Source organism: Pseudomonas sp. 8_5_2 (assembly GCF_059295255.1).
The window spans coordinates 5,662,213-5,684,703 of the sequence record NZ_CM181238.1 but is presented as its reverse complement, the minus strand read 5'-3'; the positions used below and the strand labels follow the sequence as shown (position 1 = coordinate 5,684,703).

Annotated in this window: 23 protein-coding genes; 16 read left to right on the top strand and 7 right to left on the bottom strand. The window is 62.5% G+C overall.

Annotated features, from left to right (window positions below):
• Window positions 1-2: 2 nt before the first annotated feature.
• The 7 genes from AC5O5R_RS25975 to AC5O5R_RS25945 all read left to right on the top strand — a co-directional run bounded on the left by AC5O5R_RS25975 (window position 3) and on the right by AC5O5R_RS25945 (window position 6,009).
• The gene (locus tag AC5O5R_RS25975) at window positions 3-992 is read left to right on the top strand and encodes a sulfate/molybdate ABC transporter ATP-binding protein (RefSeq protein WP_172285308.1); all 990 of its coding nucleotides are present in this window, start codon (window positions 3-5) and stop codon (window positions 990-992) included.
• 382 nt (window positions 993-1,374) lie between these two features.
• Entirely contained in the window at window positions 1,375-2,172 is a 798-nt protein-coding gene (locus tag AC5O5R_RS25970) for an energy transducer TonB (protein ID WP_172285309.1), read from the top strand.
• 27 nt (window positions 2,173-2,199) lie between these two features.
• Window positions 2,200-2,919 carry a MotA/TolQ/ExbB proton channel family protein gene (locus AC5O5R_RS25965; protein ID WP_494511818.1) on the top strand — a complete coding sequence of 240 codons (720 nt, stop codon included), beginning with the start codon at window positions 2,200-2,202 and terminating at the stop codon, window positions 2,917-2,919.
• Window position 2,920: 1 nt separating this feature from the next.
• Window positions 2,921-3,322 carry an ExbD/TolR family protein gene (locus tag AC5O5R_RS25960; RefSeq protein ID WP_172230265.1) on the top strand — a complete coding sequence of 134 codons (402 nt, stop codon included), beginning with the start codon at window positions 2,921-2,923 and terminating at the stop codon, window positions 3,320-3,322.
• A gap of 249 nt (window positions 3,323-3,571) precedes the next feature.
• Complete coding sequence (locus AC5O5R_RS25955; RefSeq protein WP_172230262.1) at window positions 3,572-4,153, top strand: alpha/beta hydrolase; 582 nt, start codon at window positions 3,572-3,574, stop codon at window positions 4,151-4,153.
• Between the two features lie 64 nt (window positions 4,154-4,217).
• The gene (locus tag AC5O5R_RS25950; protein WP_172285312.1) at window positions 4,218-5,048 is read left to right on the top strand and encodes a sigma 54-interacting transcriptional regulator; all 831 of its coding nucleotides are present in this window, start codon (window positions 4,218-4,220) and stop codon (window positions 5,046-5,048) included.
• A gap of 175 nt (window positions 5,049-5,223) precedes the next feature.
• Window positions 5,224-6,009, top strand: coding sequence for a MetQ/NlpA family ABC transporter substrate-binding protein (locus tag AC5O5R_RS25945; protein ID WP_172230256.1), 786 nt, complete (start codon window positions 5,224-5,226; stop codon window positions 6,007-6,009).
• 259 nt (window positions 6,010-6,268) lie between these two features.
• On the opposite strand, the gene AC5O5R_RS25940 is transcribed toward AC5O5R_RS25945, so the two are convergent.
• A complete protein-coding gene (locus tag AC5O5R_RS25940) occupies window positions 6,269-8,632 on the bottom strand; it encodes a penicillin acylase family protein (protein ID WP_494514843.1) in 2,364 nt (787 codons plus the stop codon).
• 86 nt (window positions 8,633-8,718) lie between these two features.
• On the opposite strand from AC5O5R_RS25940, the gene AC5O5R_RS25935 reads away from it, so the two are divergent.
• Complete coding sequence (locus AC5O5R_RS25935; protein WP_172285314.1) at window positions 8,719-9,270, top strand: sugar O-acetyltransferase; 552 nt, start codon at window positions 8,719-8,721, stop codon at window positions 9,268-9,270.
• Between the two features lie 39 nt (window positions 9,271-9,309).
• On the opposite strand, the gene AC5O5R_RS25930 is transcribed toward AC5O5R_RS25935, so the two are convergent.
• The 3 genes from AC5O5R_RS25930 to AC5O5R_RS25920 form a co-directional block, all read right to left on the bottom strand.
• Window positions 9,310-9,585, bottom strand: coding sequence for a bacteriocin immunity protein (locus AC5O5R_RS25930; RefSeq protein ID WP_494514842.1), 276 nt, complete (start codon window positions 9,583-9,585; stop codon window positions 9,310-9,312).
• Window positions 9,582-11,774, bottom strand: coding sequence for a pyocin-S2/colicin E7-DNase domain-containing protein (locus tag AC5O5R_RS25925; RefSeq protein WP_494514841.1), 2,193 nt, complete (start codon window positions 11,772-11,774; stop codon window positions 9,582-9,584). The genes AC5O5R_RS25930 and AC5O5R_RS25925 overlap by 4 nt, the downstream gene beginning before the upstream one ends.
• Window positions 11,775-11,859: 85 nt before the next feature.
• Window positions 11,860-12,423, bottom strand: a complete 564-nt coding sequence (locus AC5O5R_RS25920) for a DUF6436 domain-containing protein (protein WP_172231781.1) — start codon at window positions 12,421-12,423, stop codon at window positions 11,860-11,862.
• Between the two features lie 218 nt (window positions 12,424-12,641).
• Here AC5O5R_RS25920 and bipL point away from each other — a divergent pair, with 218 nt between their 5' ends.
• Window positions 12,642-13,568 (top strand): phospholipase BipL, encoded by a 927-nt coding sequence (gene bipL, locus AC5O5R_RS25915; RefSeq protein ID WP_494514840.1) that lies wholly within the window; start codon window positions 12,642-12,644, stop codon window positions 13,566-13,568.
• Here the strand turns inward: bipL and AC5O5R_RS25910 are convergent, their stop codons facing one another.
• Window positions 13,569-14,321 carry a DUF2059 domain-containing protein gene (locus tag AC5O5R_RS25910; protein ID WP_172231775.1) on the bottom strand — a complete coding sequence of 251 codons (753 nt, stop codon included), beginning with the start codon at window positions 14,319-14,321 and terminating at the stop codon, window positions 13,569-13,571.
• 113 nt (window positions 14,322-14,434) lie between these two features.
• On the opposite strand from AC5O5R_RS25910, the gene AC5O5R_RS25905 reads away from it, so the two are divergent.
• Both AC5O5R_RS25905 and AC5O5R_RS25900 read left to right on the top strand, forming a co-directional pair.
• Window positions 14,435-15,067: a 2OG-Fe(II) oxygenase gene (locus tag AC5O5R_RS25905; RefSeq protein ID WP_172231787.1), complete on the top strand. Its 633-nt coding sequence runs from the start codon at window positions 14,435-14,437 to the stop codon at window positions 15,065-15,067.
• Window positions 15,054-15,545, top strand: coding sequence for a 2-thiouracil desulfurase family protein (locus tag AC5O5R_RS25900; protein WP_494514839.1), 492 nt, complete (start codon window positions 15,054-15,056; stop codon window positions 15,543-15,545). The genes AC5O5R_RS25905 and AC5O5R_RS25900 overlap by 14 nt, the downstream gene beginning before the upstream one ends.
• 121 nt (window positions 15,546-15,666) lie before the next feature.
• On the opposite strand, the gene AC5O5R_RS25895 is transcribed toward AC5O5R_RS25900, so the two are convergent.
• Window positions 15,667-16,152, bottom strand: coding sequence for a transporter substrate-binding domain-containing protein (locus tag AC5O5R_RS25895; RefSeq protein ID WP_494511816.1), 486 nt, complete (start codon window positions 16,150-16,152; stop codon window positions 15,667-15,669).
• A 198-nt stretch (window positions 16,153-16,350) separates the two neighbouring features.
• On the opposite strand from AC5O5R_RS25895, the gene AC5O5R_RS25890 reads away from it, so the two are divergent.
• On the top strand, window positions 16,351-16,827 hold the full coding sequence (locus tag AC5O5R_RS25890; RefSeq protein ID WP_172233421.1) for a DUF4399 domain-containing protein: 477 nt from the start codon (window positions 16,351-16,353) through the stop codon (window positions 16,825-16,827).
• 47 nt (window positions 16,828-16,874) lie between these two features.
• On the opposite strand, the gene serA is transcribed toward AC5O5R_RS25890, so the two are convergent.
• Entirely contained in the window at window positions 16,875-18,104 is a 1,230-nt protein-coding gene (gene serA, locus AC5O5R_RS25885; RefSeq protein ID WP_172286931.1) for a phosphoglycerate dehydrogenase, read from the bottom strand.
• Window positions 18,105-18,275: 171 nt separating this feature from the next.
• Here serA and AC5O5R_RS25880 point away from each other — a divergent pair, with 171 nt between their 5' ends.
• From AC5O5R_RS25880 to AC5O5R_RS25865, 4 genes are all read left to right on the top strand, one after another.
• On the top strand, window positions 18,276-19,673 hold the full coding sequence (locus AC5O5R_RS25880) for an FAD-binding oxidoreductase (RefSeq protein ID WP_172286932.1): 1,398 nt from the start codon (window positions 18,276-18,278) through the stop codon (window positions 19,671-19,673).
• Between the two features lie 26 nt (window positions 19,674-19,699).
• A complete protein-coding gene (locus AC5O5R_RS25875; RefSeq protein WP_172231549.1) occupies window positions 19,700-20,365 on the top strand; it encodes a fumarylacetoacetate hydrolase family protein in 666 nt (221 codons plus the stop codon).
• A 174-nt stretch (window positions 20,366-20,539) separates the two neighbouring features.
• Entirely contained in the window at window positions 20,540-21,460 is a 921-nt protein-coding gene (locus AC5O5R_RS25870; RefSeq protein ID WP_494514838.1) for an SdiA-regulated domain-containing protein, read from the top strand.
• An 89-nt stretch (window positions 21,461-21,549) separates the two neighbouring features.
• Entirely contained in the window at window positions 21,550-22,452 is a 903-nt protein-coding gene (locus AC5O5R_RS25865) for an SdiA-regulated domain-containing protein (RefSeq protein ID WP_494514837.1), read from the top strand.
• The last annotated feature ends 39 nt before the right edge of the window (window positions 22,453-22,491 follow it).

Here is a 22,491-nt window from a genome sequence, read left to right as displayed (position 1 = left end):
TCATGTCGATCGAAGTTCGTAACGTCAGCAAGCGCTTCAACAGCTTCCAGGCCCTGGACAACATCAACCTGGACATCAACAGCGGCGAGCTGGTGGCCCTGCTCGGCCCGTCCGGCTGCGGCAAGACCACCTTGCTGCGCATCATTGCCGGCCTGGAAACACCCGATCAGGGCAGCATCGTGTTTCATGGCGAGGACGTGTCCGGCCACGACGTGCGTGACCGCAACGTCGGTTTCGTGTTCCAGCACTATGCGCTGTTCCGCCACATGAGCGTGTTCGACAACGTCGCCTTCGGCCTGCGCATGAAGCCCAAGGGCGAGCGCCCGAGCGAGAGCAGAATTGCCGAGAAGGTGCATGAGCTGTTGAACATGGTGCAGCTGGACTGGCTGGCCGACCGCTACCCCGAGCAGTTGTCCGGTGGCCAGCGCCAGCGTATCGCCCTGGCCCGCGCCCTGGCGGTGGAGCCCAAGGTGTTGCTGCTGGACGAGCCGTTCGGCGCGCTGGATGCCAAGGTGCGCAAAGAGCTGCGCCGCTGGCTGGCGCGCTTGCACGAAGATATCAACCTGACCTCGGTGTTTGTCACCCACGACCAGGAAGAAGCCATGGAAGTGGCCGACCGCATCGTGGTGATGAACAAGGGCGTGATCGAGCAGATCGGCTCGCCGGGCGAGGTGTACGAGCAGCCGGCCAACGATTTCGTCTACCACTTCCTGGGCGATTCCAACCGCCTGGCGCTGAGCGAAGGGCACCATGTGCTGTTCCGCCCGCATGAGGTTTCGCTGTCGCGGCATGAGACCGAAGGGCACCATGCGGCCGAGGTGCGGGATATCCGGCCGCTGGGCGCGACCACGCGGGTTACCTTGAAGGTGGAAGGACAGAGCGAGCTGATCGAGGCCGAGGTGGTCAAGGACCATGACAGCCTGACCGGGTTGGCGCGGGGGGAAACGCTATTCTTCCGGCCCAAGGTGTGGCAGAAGGTGGCGGATATCTGAGTCACCGTTGATGAAGAAAAGCCCGGGGTTGGTCCTGGGCTTTTTTCTGCCTGTGAGATTGCCGGGGCTGCGCAGCCAGCCCTCACATCGATCGCATTGACTGCGAGCTATGATGCGGTCCTTGTGGGAGCTGGCTTGCCGGCGATCGAGGGCGCAGCCCTCGCGGCAATCTCATGCCTTGAGCGAATATTTTGCATGCCCGCAGTGCATCGACTTGAGGCGCTCAAGCCACAGCCCGCGAATTCCAAGGCCTTCCCACGAAGAGGGCAAATAAATATTCCCATAAGTTCTAAACATAATTTTAAACATTACTTTAAGAGATAAGCCCCTGGCCCCGATGATTCAGCCACACACCTGAATCGAGACCCCAGGAGTTTGATCAATGGGTAATGTGCAGTCGGCCGTCAGGGCCTACGACCAGCCATGGCGGCCAGCCCCGGGCGACCTGGTCGAGCTTGGGCGCACGCTTCGCTTGCCACTCGGCCAGCTGCGCCTGCAGCGCACGCCGGTCAGTGGGATCAAGCGCCGCCACAAGCTGCTGTTGGGCTTGCTGGTGCTGGCCCTGCATGGCGCGGCCGCGTACTGGCTGAGTCAGGCGCCAACCCCCGAGCTGCCGGTAGTACCGCCACAGGTGCCACCCATGACCATCGAGTTTGCCGCGCCGACCCCTCCGGTGCTCAAGCCTCCACCGCCTGCGCCTGCTCCTACTGTGGTCGAGCCGCCACCGCCGCCAGTGGTCGACGAACTGGCCGCCAAACCCAAACCCAAGCCGAGGCCTGTGCCCAAGCCGGTGGTCAAGCAGCAGTCGAAACCGCAGCCCAAGCCGGTTGAAGCGCCGCCGCCAGCCCCGGTAGCGGCCCCGGCACCGACTGCGCCAGCAACACCCGCGCCGGCCCCGGTAACGCCAGCATCGGCCAACGCCGCCTACCTGAAGAACCCTGCGCCGGAATACCCGCAAATGGCTCAGCGCCGTGGCTGGGAAGGCACCGTGCTGCTGCGCGTCGAGGTGCTGCCCAGTGGCAAGCCCGGGCAGATCCAGGTCCAGAAAAGCAGCGGCCGCGATGCCCTCGATGCCGCCGCGCTGGCTGCGGTGAAGCGCTGGAGTTTCGTGCCCGCCAAGCAGGGCGACGTGGCCCAGACCGGCTGGGTCAGTGTGCCGATCGATTTCAAGCTTCGCTAACGTTTCAGAACACAGGAAAACATCATCATGAGCCTGCTGGCATCCCCCCTCGAATCTGTTGAAAGCGCAGTCATCTGGCTGCTGGTCGGTTTTTCTGTCGTCACCTGGGGCCTGGCCTTGGTCAAGGTTGCGCAGTTCGTACGGTTGAGGCGCCAGGACAAGCGCTTCCACCAGCAGTTCTGGGCAGCTTCGAGCCTGGACTCGGCGGCGCAGATCAGCCACGAACAGCCTGGGCCTGCTGCTCGCGTTGCCCAGGCCGGCTACGCCGCGATCGCCGTCGGTGACACCCAGGCCAACGACCTGAGCCACGCCATCAATCATCAAGACCGCCTGGAGCGCGCCCTGCGGCAGCAGATCGTGCGCGAGCGCCGCTCGCTGGAAACCGGCCTGGCAGTGGTTGCCAGTATCGGCAGCACTTCACCTTTCATCGGCCTGTTCGGCACCGTGTGGGGCATCATGGAGGCGCTAAAGGGTATCAGCGCGGCAGGCTCCGCCAGCCTGGAAACCGTGGCCGGGCCAATCGGCGCGGCGCTGGTGGCCACTGGCGTGGGTATCGCTGTCGCCGTGCCCGCGGTGCTGGTCTACAACTACTTCCTGCGCCGCCTCAAACTGACCGCCGCCGACCTGGATGACTTTGCCCACGACTTCTACAGCCTGGCGCAGAAGAGTGCCTTCCGCGTGCTGGTGCACCCCGCTGTGCACAAGCCCCAGGCCGGGTTCACCCAGCCGGTGAAGGAGGCGTCCTGACATGGCGTTTTCGACCCAGGACAGCGACGAAGTCCTCAGTGAAATCAACGTAACGCCATTGGTGGACGTAATGCTGGTGCTGCTGGTGGTGTTCATTGTCACCGCGCCGCTGCTGACCAACGCCATTCCCATCAACCTGCCCAAGACCGAGGCCGTGGCCCCGGTGGAGCAGAAGGACCCATTGGTGGTCAGCATCGATGGCGAAGGCAAGCTGTTCATCAACAAAGACCAGATTCAGCCCGACCTGCTGGAAACCCGCCTCAAGGTAGCCAAGGCCAAGGACGCGGATGTGCGCGTGCAGCTGCAGGCGGATGACGGCGTGAACTACGGCGAAGTGGCGCGGGCCATGGCGGCCATCGAACGGGCGGGGATCAGCAAACTGGCGGTGATTACCGCGCGCTGAACCCGATCAATCTTCTTCAGGCAAGTGCTTATGGGCCATATCTCCTGGCAGGGGGTTGGCCCTTTTTTTTGCCGTGACAGGTTCAGCGCCTGTGAGATCGAGCGCCGCCCGCGCGGCGCTCGATCTCACAGGCGACAATTTCTCAAGGTCAACATTTAGGTTATTAACAAATAGCTTCTTATTCCTTTACTGGTATAGATCGATCCCTATACTTGTCTCCAAGCACGCAAAGTTACCGGAGGCGTCCCCATGCGCAATGAGTCGATTCGTTACCTGATTGTGCCGGGCTGGCAAGGATCGCCAGACAACCATTGGCAAAGTCACTGGCAGCGCAACCTGCCCAACAGCGCGCGGGTCGAGCAGCTCGACTGGCTGACCCCGCAGCGGCAGGACTGGGTGCAGGCGCTGGAGCAGGCGATTGCTGCCGAGCACTCGCCGGTGATCCTGATTGCCCACAGCCTGGGCTGCATCACCGTCGCCCATTGGGCCGCCCAGGCCAGCCCGGCCCTGCTGCGTCGGGTGCGTGGCGCGCTGCTGGTGGCCCCGGCGGACGTCGAGCGGTCGACCTGCGCGCCAGCCCTGCGCAACTTCGCGCCAATCCCGAGCGAGGCGCTGCCGTTCCCCAGCCAGGTGGTCAGCTCGGATAACGACCCGGCCGTGAGCGTGCCGCGGGCACTGTACCTGGCGCAGGTGTGGGGTGCTGAAGCGGGGCTGCTGAGCAACGCTGGCCATATCAACGTCAAGTCCGGCCATGAGCGCTGGGAACAAGGCTTCGCCTACCTGTATCGCTTGCAGAGCCGGGTTGAGCAGCGGGCCCTGCGCCGCGCCTGATCGCCCTTGCTGTTTTCCGTTTGCCTGACGCCCGGCCAATGCAGGCCTGGGGCGGGAGTTTGTCATGACTTTGCAAAACACCTTTGGCCAGCCGTTGCTGACCTTCCCCGAGCTGGACAAGAGCCCACTGAGCATTCGCGCCAAGGCCCTGGTGTTCATCGACCCTCGATCGCAACAGCTGCGCCAGGACCTCGAGCGCCTGGCGCCGCAGCCCTTGCCGGTGCTGATCGGTGGCGAAACCGGCACCGGCAAGGAGCTGCTGGCCCGGCACATCCACCGGGCCAGTGACCGCGGCGGATTGTTCGTCTCGGTCAACTGCGCGGCCATCAGCCCCACTTACGCCGATGCCGAGTTGTTCGGCTACAGCGCCGGCAGCCACGGCGGCACGGCCAGTAGCCGCGCCGGCTGGTTTGGCTCGGCCAACGGCGGAACACTGTACCTGGACGAGATCGCCGACTTGCCGCTGGCCATCCAGGCCAAGCTGCTGGCCGCCCTGGAAAACCGCGAAGTCACCCGCGTCGGTGCGCAGCAGCCACAGCCAGTGGATGTGCGCCTGGTGGCCGCCACCAGCATCGACCTGGCGCGGGTGGTGCGCGCGGGTCGCTTCAACGAGCGCCTTTACCAATACCTGCGCGAGGGCGCGCTGGCACTGCCGCCGCTGCGTGAGCGGCCGGGCGATATTCTGCCGTTGGCCGAGTACTTCGTGGGCATCTACAGCGTGCGCCTGCAGCGGCCTGTGCCGTTGGTGAGCGAGGCCGCGCAGCAGGTACTGGAAGCGCACGCGTGGCCTGGCAACACCCGCGAACTGGAGAACGTCATCCACTTTGCCTTGCTGGTGAATGACAGCGAAGAGATCGTGCCGGAAGACCTCGACCTGCCCAATATCGCGCGCTAGACATGGCTCATAAGCAAACAGGCTGGTGGCAATTTGTTTTTGGAATAAGCAGCTAAATAAAAGATATTGTTGCGGAATAAAAAATCTCGGTATTGTCCGACTCAAGCCCACTGCTGATGCGGCTGGGCACCCGATTCGCCATCCTCGATGGCCCAGATCCAGAACAAGGACCACCATGAAGAAGACCCTGCTGACCACCGCCCTGGCCGCTGCCCTGTCGTTCTCCGGCCTGGCTGCTGCTGCCGAGAAGCTGGTGGTTGCCGCTACCCCGGTACCGCACGCCGAGATCCTCGAGCTGATCAAGCCGACCCTGGCCAAAGAAGGTATCGACCTGCAGATCAAGGTCTTCACCGATTATGTGCAGCCCAACGTACAGGTTGACCAGAAGCGCCTGGACGCCAACTACTTCCAGACCCTGCCGTACCTGCAAAGCTTCAACGAAGGTAAAGGCACCCACCTGGAAACCGTGGTCGGCGTGCACGTCGAGCCGTTCGGTGGTTACTCGAAAAAGGTCAAAAGCCTGAGCGAGCTGAAAGAGGGCGCGACCGTCGCCATCCCTAACGAGGGCAGCAACAGCGGCCGTGCGTTGATCCTGCTGCAGAAGGCTGGCCTGATCACCCTGAAAGACCCGAAGAATGCCCTGGCCACCCCCAAGGACATCGCCGAGAACCCGAAGAAGCTGAAGTTCCGCGAGCTTGAGTCCGCCATGCTGCCGCGTGTGCTGGACCAGGTCGACCTGGACATGATCAACACCAATTACGCACTGGAAGCTGGCCTGAACCCGGCCAAGGATGCGCTGGTAATCGAAGGCAGCGACTCGCCGTACGTGAACTTCCTCGTCGCCCGCCCGGACAACAAGGACAGCGAAGCCATCCAGAAACTGGCCAAGGCCCTGACCAGCCCGGAAGTGAAGGCATTCATTGCCAAGAAGTACCAAGGTGCCGTGCTGCCAGCGTTCTGATCCGCTTGCAATACCGGCATGACCCAACGCCGATACCTTTGTGTCGGCGTTTTCATTTCTGGGCGCAGTTACCTGTGGGAGCGGGCGTGCCCGCGAACACCGGCGTAGCCGGTGCCATCCACCACGTCGACAGCTTCGCGGGCACGCCCGCTCCCACAGGGTTTGGCATACGCCGATAAATGTGGGAGCTGGCTTGCCGGCGATGGAGGTACTTCAGGGTAGCGAGAGTGAGCCGAGTGCGGCTAAAGGCAGTGTTTGTTCATATGTCAGGCACAAGCCTGAGGGTGCTCTGCGCGGGGATCACCCCCAGCTGCGCTTTCTGGTACTGCCCTTCGATGTACCCCTTGGCCTGGTCCGCATAGTGCCGGTCGAACGGTACGCCGCTTTGCCCGATCGGGTTGCTGGTCAGGGCCTGCCCGGCATCGGCAAAATCGATCAGCCGCCGCGTCGACGGCCCATATGTCACTGGCCATGGCGCCGGGCCGATCTTCGCCGAGAGGTTGTTCGGCACTTCATGGGTGCCTGGCGCAGCGAAGGGCCCGACGTTGAACAGCAGGTTCAGCGGCTTTTTCACCCCCAGCGGATGGTTGTGGGTGAGTGTATGGGCCTTGCCCCATTGCCAGCTGGCCGGGTCGCTGCCCAAGTTGTCGCGCAGATGTTTGAGGCTTTTCTGCCAGGCGATGCGCACGATGGTGGTACGGTCGGTGCGCAGATTGCCGCCACGGGTGTTCCACCAGGGCGAATTGGCGTCCGCCGCCAGGCGCGGCAGTGCAGCGTCGATGGCGCGGGTGCTGATGAGCACCGGGAACCAGGTGTCACCGAGTTCGTCATGCAGGGCCGCGTAGCTCAGCTCAAAGAGAAACTGGTTGAACAGCGTGGCACTGGTCGAGTCCAGTGGATAGTCACCGCGCCAGGCGGCCAGCTGCTCGACCAGCTCCTTTTCCTCGTCGCCTTCGGCCACCGTGCGCAGTGTCGCCAGCAGCGGTGCAAGGGTGCGCGGGCCGTGATCGCTGGCGGTGTCCAGCTGCAATGCCTGACTGTTCTGCAGGTCCCATTTCACCTCGGGGTTGGCCAGGTGGCGGTCGAGCTGGCGACCACGGTCGGGCAGGTTGTAGTAGCCCGGTATCGGTACCGCCGACGGCGGCTGGTAGTTGGCCGAGACGATATAGCCGCTTGCGGGGTTTTCCTGCTGCGGGTTGGCGCTGAAGGGGTAGAAGCCCAGCTTGCTGGCCTGCGTACTGGCACCGTCAAGGATGAACGCGGGGTCCACGCCTTCAGGGCGGATCGGCAGCTGCGCGGCAGCCCACCAGCCGATATCACCCCGGGCATTGGCCCACACGAAATTCAGCCCAGGCGCATGCACCTTGGCCGCAGCTGCGCGCATCCTGGCCAGCGTGTCGGCCCGGTTGAGCTGGTAGAAACCCTCGAGGATCGGGTTTTCGGTTTCCAGGAAGGCCCACCACATGGCGATGGGCGTGGGCCCGGCGGTAGCACCGAGCACGTCGTTGACGATCGGGCCATGGGGCGAACGGCGCAGGTTGAGGGTGACCGGCTGTTCGCCTTTGACGACAATCGTCTGCTCGGTCTTTTCCAGGGTTTGCCACTGGCCATCGATCATCACCTGATCGGGGTTGGCGGGGTTGGTCTTTTCCGCGATCAGGTCGACATCGTCATTCTGGAACATGGTCAGGCTCCAGCCGAAATCGCGGTTGTGTCCGAGCAGGGCGAACGGGTTGAGCGCCTGGAAGTAGCCGTAAAGGTTGAAACCGGGCGCCGACAGCTCGGCTTCGTACCACACCGCCGGTACGGCGAAGCCGATGTGCGGGTCGCCGGCCAGTAGCGGCTTGCCACTGCGGGTGCGGCTGCCAGCGATGGCCCAGGCATTGCTGCCTTCGAACTGCGCGATGCCGGCGTCGGCCAGCGCATCGTTGCCAAGGCGGGCAAGTGCCTCCAGGCTCTGCCAGTCGGCGGCGGCCAACGGCCTGGCCAGCGCACCGTCGGCTTGCCAGCCGAGGTCGAAGATCTTCAGGTAGTCGGGGCCCAGCTGGTCGCGGATGTAGGTCAGTGCGGGCTCGGTGCGGAAGGCGGCGGCAAAACTGTAGGCGAGGTAGCCGGCGATGCTCAGGGTGTCTTCGGCGGTGAAGGGTCGCGGTATGATGCCGAGCAGGTCGAATTCCATGGGCTTGGGGTGACTGGCCTGCCAGCTGTTGACCCCATCGAGGTAGGCTTGCAGGGCCTGCCAGGCGGGTGACTGCTGGTCATGACGCTGGGCCATCAGTGCTGCCTGGTCGCGAATGCGCAGGCTGCGAAACAGGGTGTCGGTGGGCAGCAGTTTGTCGCCCAGCACCTCGGCCAGCTCGCCGCGGGCCAGGCGGCGCAGGATCTCCATCTGGAACAATCGGTCCTGGGCATGCACGTAGCCGAGGGCGCGGTACAGGTCCGGCTCGCTCTGCGCCTGCAGGTGCGGCACGCCGCGGGCGTCGTAGCGCACGCTGACCGGTGCTTGCAGGCCGGCGATGGCCACCTCGCCCGCGCGTTGCGGCAGTTTGCCCTGCACGTACCAGTATCCGGCGCCGACGGCCACGGCAACCACCACGGCTAACAGGGTCAGGCTGCGTTTCATGCAGACTCCTTGTGCATCAAAGCAGAAAATGTGGTCCGATCATCGGCGGATTCGCGAACAGAGCATAGCCCCGGGGAGGAGATTCCATGTCACTCAGCGAAAAACAGAAGATGCTTACAGGCCAGCTCTACCATGCTGGTTGCCCTGAGCTGCAGGCCGAGCAGATCGCCAACAAACATTGGATGCACCGCTACAACAGCAGCGTGGAACTGCTCAACGACGCACGCCATGGGCTATTGCTGGAGCACTTTGGCCAGGTTGGCGAAGGCACGGTGATCCGCCCGCCGTTCTATTGTGACTACGGCTACAACATCAGCGTTGGCCGCAATACCTTCATGAACTTCAACTGCGTGATTCTCGACGTGATGCCGGTGCGTATCGGTGACGACTGCCAGATCGGCCCGAATGTGCAGATCTACACCGCCGACCACCCGCTGGACGCTGACCTGCGGCGCAGCGGGCTGGAAAGCGGGCGGGCGGTGACCATTGGCAACAACGTGTGGATCGGCGGCGCGGCGATCATCCTGCCGGGGGTGACCATTGGCGACAACGCAGTGGTGGGTGCTGGCAGTGTGGTGACCCGGGATGTGCCGGCGGGGGTGACGGTTGTGGGTAACCCGGCGCGGGTGCGTGGTTGATATGAAGAAGCCCTGCGGTGTTGGCCGCAGGGCTTTGGATCAGGCGGTTTTGAAGCCGGGTTTGCCGTTGGCGGCGCGCCATTCTTTGACTCGGTTGACGACGCCTTGGGGGCTGGTGTCTGCCCCTTCTGGAGGGTAATAGATCACGTCTGACCCATCAGGATGCTCGGTCAACATCTCAAAAAGAAAGACAATATCTATCCGGTGTTTCTCTAGCGCAGCACCACTGAGACCCGTCCTGTCTTCATATAAGTCCGATATCAATGCGAGAAACTCGGGCTCTGTGTATTCTGCCAAACTCTGTTTCATCGTCATTGTTTGCTTCCTCTGTGGTGGTTTATGTGGACTTGAGGAGTCATGAAAACGAGATTGTCGAAGTCATACACTGCGCCACCTTTCGCGATTTCGTGCTTGTGGTGAATCTCTAGCTTGACTCGTTTTCCTACTCGTTGGTCGCGCTTGGCAAATGGCGCCAGCCCTTTTCGCATGTCGTCGAGGGTTGCGGGCATGATGTGCCGACTAAAGTCCTCATCTGCCGCAATCTCCATCCAGATTGCCTCCTTCAGCTTATCGAACCTGGCAAACCTCCGCCCCCTCAGCCTTTCCGCAATTCTTGCAGGGATTGGCGAACCTGCAGCCGTAGCGGCTGCATCCAGAACCCTGTCAGGTGTGATAACGCCATTGCCACTGGCAACCCCCGGCAAATTCCGCGGGTTGCGCAGCATCACATAGATCGGCGCCAGCCCCGAGTCTGCCGGGAAGATGATGACGTAGTCGTCGATCTGCAGGTCGGGCAGTTCGGGGAACGTACGGATATCAGGTTCCGGCGGGACGATGATAGGGCCCGGAAGGTGCTTTTGCAGGTCCTCGACGATAGGGGCGCCGGGGATGATGGTGCCGTTCTCGCCGGTGACGGACAGCGTCGAGGGCGGCGTCGCCGGGTGCCACAGTAGCGTCGCGCCACCCGAGCCTTCGGCGGTAAATCTGTACCCGCCTTGGGCGGCATCCCACTGCGCCTGGCGTACGCGCACGTCGCGCAGCAGGCCGCTGCCATCGGTGGCCGCCAGGTACACTTCGGTCTGCGTACCCTGAGGGACAGCATCCATCCGCAACGGCAACTCGAGCGTCTGGCCAGCTTTGCGGTTTGCTTCGAGGGTAAGGTCCGCGCCGGGACTCATCAGGGCGAGCGGGACGGTCACCCCCATGCGCTCGCCATCGCCCAGACGAGCTGAGTACAGCATCAGAGGAGCATAACTGGCGACAGCCAGGAGCCCCCTGGTGAGCAAGCGTTGGGCGGCTTTGCCGAGTGCCTCGGCAAAGTTGACCCAGACCGGCTCGAAATGGGCCATGCCACCGCGTGAGGTCGCCAGAATCAGCGGGTGGTGGATGCTGGCTACCCAGGCGTTGAACGTTACGGGTGTGTTGCCAGGGGTATGGCCTGATAAGGCGGACAGTGAAGTCTGCTCATCGAAAGCGCTGGCGGTCGTGTTATCGGCTTGTGCCAGCAGCTGCATCGCCGCTGCAGTATCAGTGGGTGATGATTGGGTATAAGCGGCAACTTGGGCTTGTAGCTGAGCCTGCACTTCGAACAATGCTGCCCTGCGGCCTTCGGAGGCACCTGGCGCGCTGTACTGCATGGCGGTATCGATCCAGGCAGCTTGCGCTGCCAAGTGGTCTCGACCCCGTTGGACGCCGGTGTAGGACACTGCCAGTTGCCCGCGCGCCTTGAGCAGGTCCGACGTTTCCCGCTCCAGCTCGTGGCTATGTTCGAGTGCTGTTGTCGGGGTAATGCTTTCTTGTTGATGGCGCTCGAAGGCCGTCAGCATTGCTTGCAGCGCGCTGCTGGCTTGCAGGAACGCTTGGCTGGCTGTGCCCAGTTGCGCAAGCGCCTGATGGTACTGTTGAAGCGTCCGGTCAATGTCCTGATCATGACCTTCCCTCACCCTGAGTGCGGACAAGGTGCTCTGCAGCTGTTGTTGGCGCTGGGCCAACTCGCCGTTCACCTGCTCCAGGTACTTCACGTCGAACGCCGCCCGGTAGGATTCGAGCCAGGCTTGCTGAGGGTCTGCCGGAGCGTTCGGTTTGCGGGCTACGGCCAGGAATTCATGAAGGTTGCGATCTACCGGGTCACCGCCGAAGAAGCTGTAGGCCTGGTCACGGGTTGCTTGCAAGCGTGCGGCGAACAATGCCTGAAGCTCGTTGACGGCAGCGATGGTTCGCTCGCTCGCCTGGACTTCGCCAAGGCCATCCAGCGAGCCCGCTTGATCACGTATGGCCTGGTCGAGGTCTTGTTGTAGCGTGGCCAGGCGCTGCTCATGCGCCTTGTGCACACCTGCCTTGTCGTTTTCGGTCTGTACGATCAGGTCGATATCCAGACGCCCAGGCTCGAAAACGGATACCAGTTGAAACGATGCGCCGGGATGGGTGCCCCAAAGATGGGGGCCGACGGGAAGGCGGGTGCTGTTTACATAGCTATTGGGAAGCTCGGTGGGACCTTGTGACATACAGTTTCTCCAGTGATCTGTATGTCGCTACGGTAAAAATTCTCCCTCGGTCTGAAGCTGTAGATATCTATCGGGTACTCGCTATCTACCAGGGGCAGTAACACCCTATGGCCAAGGTATTGCTGGCCTGCACGGGCCGGCCCTCTAGCAAGGCCTTGATGATGGGCTCCACGAAGCTGTTGCTGGCGTTGCACACGGCGCCCTCGCTGTAGGGGCCGAAGTAGGCGAGGTTGCCTTGCCGGTCCCAGATGGCCACTGCCGGGGAGGCGGGCAGGTGTTCGCTGCCCGGCAGGCTGGCAAGCGGCTTCAGCGCAGTGAGGTTGGCGGGTAGCTGGCCGTGGCTACCGGGCTTTTGCAGCACATGGAAGCTCACACCCAGGTCGCCGAACTGGCTGACCAGGTCGCCCAGGTGTTGCTGGTTGCCGACGTTGCAGGGGCAGGCCGGGTCCCAGAAGTGCACCACACGGACCGGCCCTGGGCCGGCCAGCTCTGCGGGCAGCTGCAACTGACTGCCCTCGAACAGCGTGGCCTGGTTGTCGAACGGGCGCAGGTAGCTGGCCTGGAAGCTGGTGTAGGCTTGCCACAGCAGGGCGGCGCAGAGCAGCAGGGTAACGGTGATCAGGGCGGGTTTTACAAGGCGGGTCTGCATGGATATCCGCGGGTAATTTTGTGGTGGGCTCACTGGTCCTGTCGCCGGCAAGCCAGCTCCCACAGGTTACCAACAGGCCTGAAACCCGGTGATATCCCTGTGGGAGCTGGCTTGCCGGCGACAGGACCCGTACAGGTGACACATAGCCCAAGCTTGCCATGACGCGGGCCAGAGCTGAATATCCCAGATCAATACTTGCTTCACTGTGGATGTACCCTATGCCCACCGCCTTTGACCCTGACCACCTGCGCACCAGCCTGGCGCCGTTGACTGCCCGTCAGCCGCTGTCGGCGCAAGCCCGGGACTACCAGCGTTTCTATGGCCTGGACATGCCGGCGCAAAGTTGGCTGGGCGGCTTTCAGGCGGCGGGCTTCGATGTGGTCGGGCAGGCCTGGCTACCCGACCAGCCGAGCGCGACGCTGTTCCTGTTGCACGGCTACTACGACCACATGGGCCTCTATAGGCACGTGATCGAGTGGGCGTTGCAGCAGGGTTACGCAGTCATCAGCTGCGACTTGCCCGGTCATGGCCTGTCCAGCGGCGAGCGCGCCAGCATCAGTGATTTCGCGGTGTACCAGCAAGTGCTGGATGCCTTGTTCGAACAGGCGCGCACGCTACCACTGCCGCGCCCCTGGCACTTGTGTGGGCAGAGCACCGGTGGCGCCATCGCCGTTGACCACCTGCTGACCCAGGGCGCCCGCAGCCCCATCGATGGCCAGGTAATCCTGCTGGCCCCGCTGGTGCGGCCTTGTTCCTGGCGCTGGTCGAAGTTCAGTTACCGGGTGCTGCGGCACTTCGTCAATGGCATTGAACGGCGCTTCAGCGCAAACACCAATGACCCGGCCTTCCTGGCGTTCCTCGAGGCCGACCCGCTGCAACCGCGCCGCCTGCCAACCGCCTGGGTGGGCGCACTGATTGCCTGGGTCAAACGCATCGAAGCCGCGCCGCGCAGTACGCGGCAACCATTGATCGTGCAGGGGGAGGCCGACGCTACGGTGGACTGGCCCTATAACCTCGAAGTGCTCAAGGCCAAGTTCGCCGAACCGCAGATCCTGATGCTGCCTGAGGCCCGTCATCACCTGGCCAACGAGCTGCCGGGCATTCGCCAGCGCTATTTCGACTTCATCGACCAGCGCCTGGGCTGATCACTTCAGGTCGTTGGCGTTCTGGCCAACCGCCAGGCCTGCACGCACAGCGGCCAGGGCGGCCTGGTAGTAAGCCTTGCCTTCTGGCGACTCGGCAAAGGTGGCGAACTCTTCAAGTTCGGCGTCAGACAAGTCGCGATAGACGTAGAGCAGGGTGTTGTTGAGGTCTTCGCCGATCTGGCCCATCAGGCGTTGCCGCTGGCCGTCGAGCAGGCCCTGGGCCTGGCCGCCGCCGAACAGGCCGGGGATCATCGAACTGAGGCTGTCGGCCGCTACCCCGGCGATAGCCAGGCTGACTTCGGCACCGGCTTCACGGGCCGGCAGGGCCTGGGCCAGATGACCGATGACCAGCAGGCGGTTGTCGCTGGCTTGAATCTTCGGCAAGCCTTTGGCGTTTTTCGCCAGTTCGTCCTTGCGCGTAGCCTTGAGCTCGGCCGCCACCACTTTGCGCCCCAGCGGCGACTGAAAAAAGGCCAGCGCCGGCGCCGGGTTGGGCAGGCTTGTGCGCAGCTTCGCCTGGGCGCGCCGATCCACCGCCTGGGCCTGGAAACGCTGATTGCTGTTGTTGACCAGCGCCTGGTACACGGCGGGGGGCAAACTGTTGCGGTAGCGTTCCTGGGCGGCGCTCAGGGCATCGTTGAAGTGGGCGCGCTGGTCGGGCCAGCCGGCGGCCTTGTACAGTTGATCCAGGTTGTCTGCCCAGACAGGCATGGTGCAGATCATCAGCAGAATCAGGGAAAACAGACGGCGCATTCAGGACTCCTGTCGGCAGATGGCTATTGTCCTTGGCCCGGCGTCGGTTTGTCGAGATATGCGCGTGTTTCTCGGCCAAGTGGCGCTGTGCGCCGGCAGGGCTAATGGATATGATGCGCGCCATGCACATCTCCCCTGAACACCCGATGCTTGCGGCCGTCGTCGACGATCTGGCCACCCATGGCTGGTCCCAGCAGGCACTCTTTCTGCCTGCCGACCTGGTGCGTGCGCTGGCAGCCGAGTGCCGGCGCCGCGATGCCGAAGGCGAACTCAACCCTGCGGGGGTTGGGCGCGGGGCTACTCAGGAGGTGCGCGAAGCCATCCGTGGTGACCAGATCCAGTGGATCGACCCTGGGCAGGCCGAGGCTTGCGACGAGTACCTGGCGGCCATGGACCAGTTGCGGCTGGCCATCAACCAGGGCCTGTTCCTGGGCCTGGAAGATTTCGAGTGCCATTTCGCCCTGTATCCACGCGGTGCTTTCTATCGCCGGCATCTGGACCGCTTCCGCGACGATGATCGGCGCATGGTCTCGTCGGTGCTGTATCTCAACGAAGACTGGCAGCCGGATGATGGCGGGCAATTGCGCATGTTTTTGGGCGACGGTGTCGAGCACGATGTGCAGCCGGTGGCGGGTTGCCTGGTGGTGTTCCTGTCCGGCGAAGTGCCCCATGAGGTGCTGCCGGCGGGGCGCGAGCGTTTGTCGTTGACGGGCTGGTTCAGGCGGCGTGGCAATGACCCGTTCTGACGTGCCCAAAGTGCTGGTCAGCGCCTGCCTGCTGGGCCAGCCGGTGCGCTATGACGGCCGCGCCAGCGGCCACCCCGACTTGTTGCAGCAGTGGCAGGCCGCAGGGCGTGTGGTGCCATTGTGCCCGGAAGTAGCCGGAGGTTTACCGACCCCGCGCCCGCCGGCGGAGATCCCCGGCGGGCAGGGTGGCCAAGTGCTTGATGGCGACGCACAGGTGATTACGGTGACGGGCGAGGATGTCAGTGCCGAGTTCCTGGCCGGTGCGCAGCTGGCGCTGGCGCTGGTGCAACGGCATGGCATCCGCGTGGCGGTGCTGAAGGCGGGCAGCCCTTCGTGTGGCAACCGGCTGACCTATGACGGCACGTTCAGTGGCGTGAAGGTGCTGGGGGAAGGGGTTACCACGGCGTTGCTGCGGCGGGCAGGGGTGCAGGTGTTCAGTGAGCTGGAACTGGACGAGGCGCAGCGGGCTTTGGGGTAGTCCGGCGCCGGCCCTATCGCCGGCAAGCCAGCTCCCACAGGTACACCACAGTTCTTGAGGGCGGTGATCTTCCTGTGGAGCTGGCTTGCCGGCGATGAGGGCGGCACAGACAGCTCGAAACTTATTGCCCGGCCGCAGTCTCCTGCACACCCTTGAACCACTTCTGCTCAAGTTCGGCAGTGCGCCCGCTGTCTTTCAGCCGTTGCAGCGCATTGTTCACCGCACTTTCAAACGCCGGGTTGTCCTTCTGGAACGGGATCAACAGCCTGTTAGCGCCAAAGGGCTGGCTGACATCCAGCGAGCCACCCGTGGGCGCATCAGCGGACGGCGTAAGTGCAATGTCGTACTTGCCACTTTCGACGCCGGGCAATACCTCTGCAGCCGACGCTTCGACAAACTCGGCACGCAAGTCCAGCTCCTTGGCGAGATCTTGCCCGAACTCGATGTCGAAACCGGTCAGGCGATCATCTTGCTTGAACGCGTACGGCGAGTTGTCGGCCTGTACGGCTATGCGCAGTTCGCCCCGGTCGGCGATTTCGTCGATCAGCTCCGCCTGGGCCAATGGACTGATCAGTACTGCCAGCAGTACCCCTATGGTCGAACGCATGAATGCCCCTTTTCTTTTAGCAGTTGAATAACTTTCGCCACGGCTTTCTTCCTCGCCGTGATCGAGCGCAGCCTATGACCTTGAAGCCTTGGCGAGGTTTAACCCTAACTGAAATATTTCTCTTTGTGGGCTATGGTGAACTACCGCTGCCGTTCGACATGCTGGTGGCGGTCAATAAGTGAATCACAGGAGAAGTGAATGAACAGCCTATTTTCGCGTGCTGCCGTTGCCGGTCTGCTGATGGGAGCATCGGTGTTCGCCAGTGCCGCGGATGCCCTGAAGAGCCAGGAGCCGCCCAAGGATGCCAAGGTCTTCATCGTTTCCCCCGCCGATGGTGCCACGGTCGACAAGACCTTCACCGTCAAGTTCGGCATCGAAGGCATGGGACTCAAACCAGCCGGTGACCAGACCCCGCACACCGGGCACCACCACTTGCTGGTGGATGTGGACAAAGAACCCGTTGCCGACATGCCCCTGCCGACCAGCCTGATGCCTGAGGCAGGCACCGCGCTGCCGGCGGGGCCGCAGGTTTTGCATTTCGGCAAGGCACAGACCGAAACCAGCATTACCCTGACCCCGGGCAAGCACACGCTGCAGCTGGTACTGGGTGACCAGTATCACGTACCGTTCAAGCCAAGTGTCGAGTCGCAGAAAGTGACTGTCGAAGTGAAATGAAAAAAGGGAGGCCACAAGGGCCTCCCTTTTTCATACCGCCCGCAAACTTAGAACAGGACGCGGGAACGGATGGTGCCCTTGACCTGTTGCAGCTTCTCTTGCGCCAGGTCGGAGTACTCGGCGTCAACGTCGATCACCACGTAACCCACTTTCTCGTTGGTCTGCAGGAACTGACCGGAGATGTTGATACCGTTTTCGGCGAACACCTTGTTGATCTCGCTGAGCACGCCCGGGATGTTTTCGTGGATGTGCAGCAGGCGGTGTTTGCCTGGGTGCGCCGGCAGGGCAACTTCCGGGAAGTTGACCGAAGATACCGAGGTACCGTTGTCGCTGTACTTGACCAGCTTCTCGGCAACTTCCAGGCCGATGTTGGCCTGGGCTTCGGCAGTGGAGCCACCGATGTGCGGGGTCAGGATCACGTTGTCCAGGCCACGCAGCGGGCTTTCGAACTCTTCGTCGTTGGAGCGCGGCTCGACCGGGAACACGTCGATGGCGGCGCCGATCAGGTGCTTGTCCTTGATCGCGGCGGCCAGGTGGTCCAGCTCGACCACGGTGCCACGGGCGGCGTTGATCAGGATCGAGCCCTTTTTCATCGCGCGGATTTCTTTCTCGCCAATCATCCACTGGGTGGATGGCAGCTCAGGCACGTGCAGCGAGACAATGTCGGCCATGCCCAGCAGCTCGTTCAGGCTGGTGACCTGTACGGCGTTGCCCAGCGGCAGTTTGGTCAGCGGGTCGTAGAAGTACACCTGCATGCCCAGGTTTTCGGCCAGTACCGACAGCTGGGTGCCGATCGAGCCGTAGCCGACGATGCCCAGCTTCTTGCCACGAATCTCGAACGAGTTGGCCGCGCTCTTGATCCAGCCGCCACGGTGGCAGGAGGCGTTTTTCTCAGGGATGCCGCGCAGCAGCAGAATGGCTTCGGCCAGTACCAGTTCGGCGACCGAACGGGTGTTGGAGTACGGCGCGTTGAACACGGCGATACCGCGCTGGCGGGCAGCTTCCAGGTCGACCTGGTTGGTGCCGATGCAGAAGCAGCCGACGGCGACCAGTTTCTTGGCACAGTCGAAGATCTCTTCGGTCAGCTGGGTGCGCGAACGAATGCCGATGAAGTGGGCATCGGCGATCTTTTCCTTCAGCTCGGCTTCCGGCAACGAACCAGTGAGGTATTCGATGTTGGTGTAGCCGGCGGCCTTGAGGGTATCGACCGCGTTCTGGTGCACACCTTCAAGAAGAAGGAACCGGATCTTGCTCTTGTCGAGAGAAGTCTTGCTCATCTGCGTAAACCTGTATCCCGGAGATAAAAATGGCGAGGGTGATGCCAGGCGCCACGGCAGCCTTAGCATGAACAGCGGGAGGGCTATGCTAGCATACGCGACACAATCTGAGCCTATCCCGACAGGTGAAGAGTGCTCAGGGTGACTATGAATAAGTCGAGAGTTCCAGCGATGACCCACCCCGCTGTTATTGATGAACTGATGACCCTTGTCGACCCTGGCAAGGTCCTGACTGACGCGGCTTCGCTTGAAGCGTATGGCAAGGACTGGACCAAGCATTTCCCGCCGGCACCCAGTGCAATCGTGCTGCCGAAGACGATAGAACAGGTGCAGGCGATCGTGCGCTGGGCCAATGCGAACAAGGTGGCGCTGGTGCCCTCTGGCGGGCGCACCGGGCTTTCCGCCGGGGCGGTGGCGGCCAATGGCGAAGTGGTGGTGGCCTTCGACTACATGAACCAGATTCTCGGCTTCAACAACTTCGACCGCACCGTGATCTGCCAGCCAGGGGTGATCACCCGCCAGCTCCAAGCCTTTGCTGAAGAGCAGGGCCTTTATTACCCGGTAGACTTCGCTTCCAGCGGCTCCAGCCAGATTGGCGGCAACATTGGCACCAATGCCGGTGGTATCAAGGTGATTCGCTACGGCATGACCCGCAACTGGGTGGCCGGCCTGAAAGTGGTCACCGGCAAGGGTGAGCTGCTGGAACTCAACAAAGACCTGATCAAGAACGCCACCGGCTATGACCTGCGTCAGCTGTTCATTGGGGCCGAAGGCACCCTGGGCTTTGTGGTGGAGGCCACCATGCGCCTGGACCGTACACCGCGCAATCTCACCGCCATGGTGCTGGGTACGCCGGACTTCGACTCGATCATGCCGGTGCTGCACGCCTTCCAGGGCAAGTTGGACCTTACGGCTTTCGAGTTCTTTTCCGACAAAGGCCTGGCCAAGATCATGGGGCGGGGCGATGTGCCGGCGCCGTTCGAGACCGCTTGCCCGTTCTATGCGCTGCTGGAGTTCGAGGCCAGTACCGAAGAGGTTGCCAACCAGGCCTTGGCCACCTTCGAGCACTGCGTGGAGCAGGGCTGGGTGCTGGACGGGGTGATGAGCCAGAGCGAAACCCAGCTGAAAAACCTGTGGAAGTTGCGCGAATACCTGTCTGAAACCATCTCGCACTGGACCCCGTACAAGAACGACATTTCTGTCACGGTCTCGAAAGTGCCGGCGTTCCTGCGTGATATCGACGCCATTGTCGCCGAGCACTACCCGGATTACGAAGTGGTGTGGTACGGCCACATCGGCGATGGCAACCTGCACCTGAACATTCTCAAGCCCGAGCACATGGGCAAGGACGAGTTCTTCGCCTCGTGCGCCAAGGTCAACAAATGGGTGTTCGAGATCGTCCAGCGCTACAACGGTTCGATTTCCGCCGAGCATGGCGTGGGCATGACCAAGCGCGACTACCTGGGCTACAGCCGCTCGGCCGAAGAAATCGCCTGCATGAAGGCAATAAAGGCCGTGTTCGACCCTAACGGCATCATGAATCCGGGTAAGATCTTCGCACCTGAATAAAAAGCAGTATCCACAGGAGTCGGCCAATGAGTTACCAGCACCAGTACGTAGACGGCACACGCATTCACTTCCCGCTGGGCAAGGTGGTGTGCATCGGCCGTAACTATGCCGAGCATGCCAAGGAACTGGACAACCCGATCCCCAGCGAGCCACTGCTGTTCATCAAGCCGGGCAGCTGCGTGGTGCCGGCCGAAGGTGGTTTCAAGATCCCGGCCGAGCGCGGTTCCGTGCACTATGAGGCCGAAATTGCCGTGCTGCTGGGCAAACCGCTTTCCACCCACCCGACCGAAGAGGAGGTGCTGGACGCGATTTCCGGTTATGCCCCGGCACTGGACCTGACCTTGCGTGACGTGCAGGCCAAGCTGAAAGAGAAAGGCCTGCCCTGGGAGCTGGCCAAATGCTTCGATGGCGCCTGCGTGCTGCCGCCGTTCGTGTCTGCCGCCAGTTTCGAGGATGTGACCGACATCCCGGTACGCCTGACCGTCAATGGCGAAGTGCGCCAGGACGGCAACAGCGCAATGATGCTCAACCCGATCGTGCCGATGATCCAGTACATGGCGGCGCATTTCTCGCTGCAGGCGGGGGATGTGATCCTTACCGGTACGCCGGCGGGCGTGGGGCCGTTCAATGTCGGTGATGAGCTGGTGCTGGAGCTGCCGGGTGTGAGCCGCTTCGAAAGCCGGGTGCTCTGATTCCAGACCGGGTTGGCTTCTTCGCGGGCACGGCCGCTCCACAGGGCTCTCCACAGGCCTGTGACATTCCTGTGGGAGCGGGTTTACCCGCGAAGAGGCCGGTCCTGTTTACCGATTTTTCACACCTTATGCGGATAATGCGCGGACCTCCCCCCATTCACTCAGGACCTCCGCATGCCATCACCTTCCAGCGCCCCGGCAACCTCCAAGCGCCGTTTCTACCTGCGCTGGCCCTTCGGCCTGGCCGTGGCAGCGGTGATCGGCTATGGCGTGTCAGTGGCCATGCACTGGGATGACCGCGGCGCACTGTGGCTCAAGGAAAGCCTGGAAACCACCGCCGAGCGCAGCGAAAGCGTGTGGCTGCCGGACTACCAGGTCGACATCGACGCCAAACCGCTGCCGGGCATGGACGATGACGAAGCTTCGGACGTGGCCTTCAACCCGCGTACACGTACCCTGTTCGCGGTCATGGGCAAGAACCCCATCCTTGTCGAGCTGAGCCTGGACGGCGATATACTGCGCAAGATCCCGCTCAACGGCTGGAACAACCCGGAAGGCGTCGCCGTCCTGGAAGACGACTACCTGGCGATCACCGACGAGCGCCTGCATGACCTGACGGTGGTCAAGGTCGATGCCCGGACCACGGTGTTGAACCACGCCGACTTCCAGAGCCACGACCTGGGCCCGTCGGTGAAGAGCAACAAGGGCTTCGAAGCAGTGGCCTGGGACCCGCTGCGCCAGCGCCTGGTCATCGGCGAAGAGCGCCCACCCAAGCTGTACACCTGGAACACCGATGGCCGCAGCCCGCTCAAGGGTGAAAAGCAGCCACTGCCCAGTGACGAGCTCGACCTGCGCAACCTGTCCGCCCTGGGCGTGGACCCGCGCACCGGCCACCTGCTGGTATTGTCCGCCGATTCCAACATGCTGCTGGAGCTGGACGAGCAGGGCCAGCAGGTCAGCTTCATGACTTTGCTCGGTGGTTTCAATGGCCTGCAGGACACCATTCCGCGTGCCGAAGGGGTGACCATGGACGACAAAGGCAACCTCTACATGGTCAGCGAGCCGGCACTGTTTTATCGCTTCAAGAAGCACTGACAGCATCTTCAGGCTTTTCTGACGCTGGCATTAAGCTATGTTTCAGCCATTAATGGTTAGATTCGCCACCCTTGTGCCGAGTCTGCCTTATGCGCCGTTTTGTTCGCCTGTTCCTTGTTGTGGCCGTTATCGGCGTGTTCCTGCTTGGCTGGGCCGGGCAGGAGTTTCGCTTGTTCGAGCGCGGCTGGTTCAACCTGAAGGCGTGGTGGCAGCCCGCCGAGCAGAGCATCGGCCTTGACCGCTACCGGGTAGTGGTAGAGGCGCAGCCGGTCGACGGCTTGGATGACGACCTTTCGGCGCTGACCTACGACCCCGACCGCAAGACCCTGTTCACTGTCACCAATGCCCGCTCGGAGCTGATCGAGCTGTCGCTTGAAGGCCGCATTCTGCGCCGGGTGCCGCTGACCGGCTTTGGTGACCCGGAAGCCGTGGAGTACATCGGGCCCAACAGTTATGTGATCACCGACGAGCGCCAGCAGCGGCTGATTCGCGTGCGCCTGGAGGACGACACGATGTTCCTCGACGCCGGTGACGCCGAACAGCTGACCTTGGGCATTGGCCTGAACGGCAACAAGGGCTTCGAGGGCCTGGCCTACGATTCGGCAGGCAAGCGCCTGTTCGTGGCCAAGGAACGTGACCCGATGCTGATCTATGAGGTGCATGGGTTTCCTCATGAAAACCCGGAGAAGCCCTACGCAGTGCATGTGGTGCAGGACCACAAACGCGATTCGCGGTTGTTCGTGCGCGACCTGTCGAGTCTGCAGTTCGATGAGCGCAGCGGGCACCTGCTGGCGTTGTCGGATGAGTCGCGGCTGGTGCTGGAGCTGGATGTGCAAGGCAGGCCGCTGAGTACCCTGTCGTTGCGCAAGGGTTTTCAGGGTTTGCAGGCGACTGTGCCGCAGGCGGAGGGGATTGCGATGGATGAGGCGGGGACCATCTATCTGGTCAGTGAGCCGAACCTGTTCTATGTGTTCAAGCAGCCGCCAAATTAAGCTGTTGGGGCCGCGTTGCGGCCCATTCGCAGCACAAGG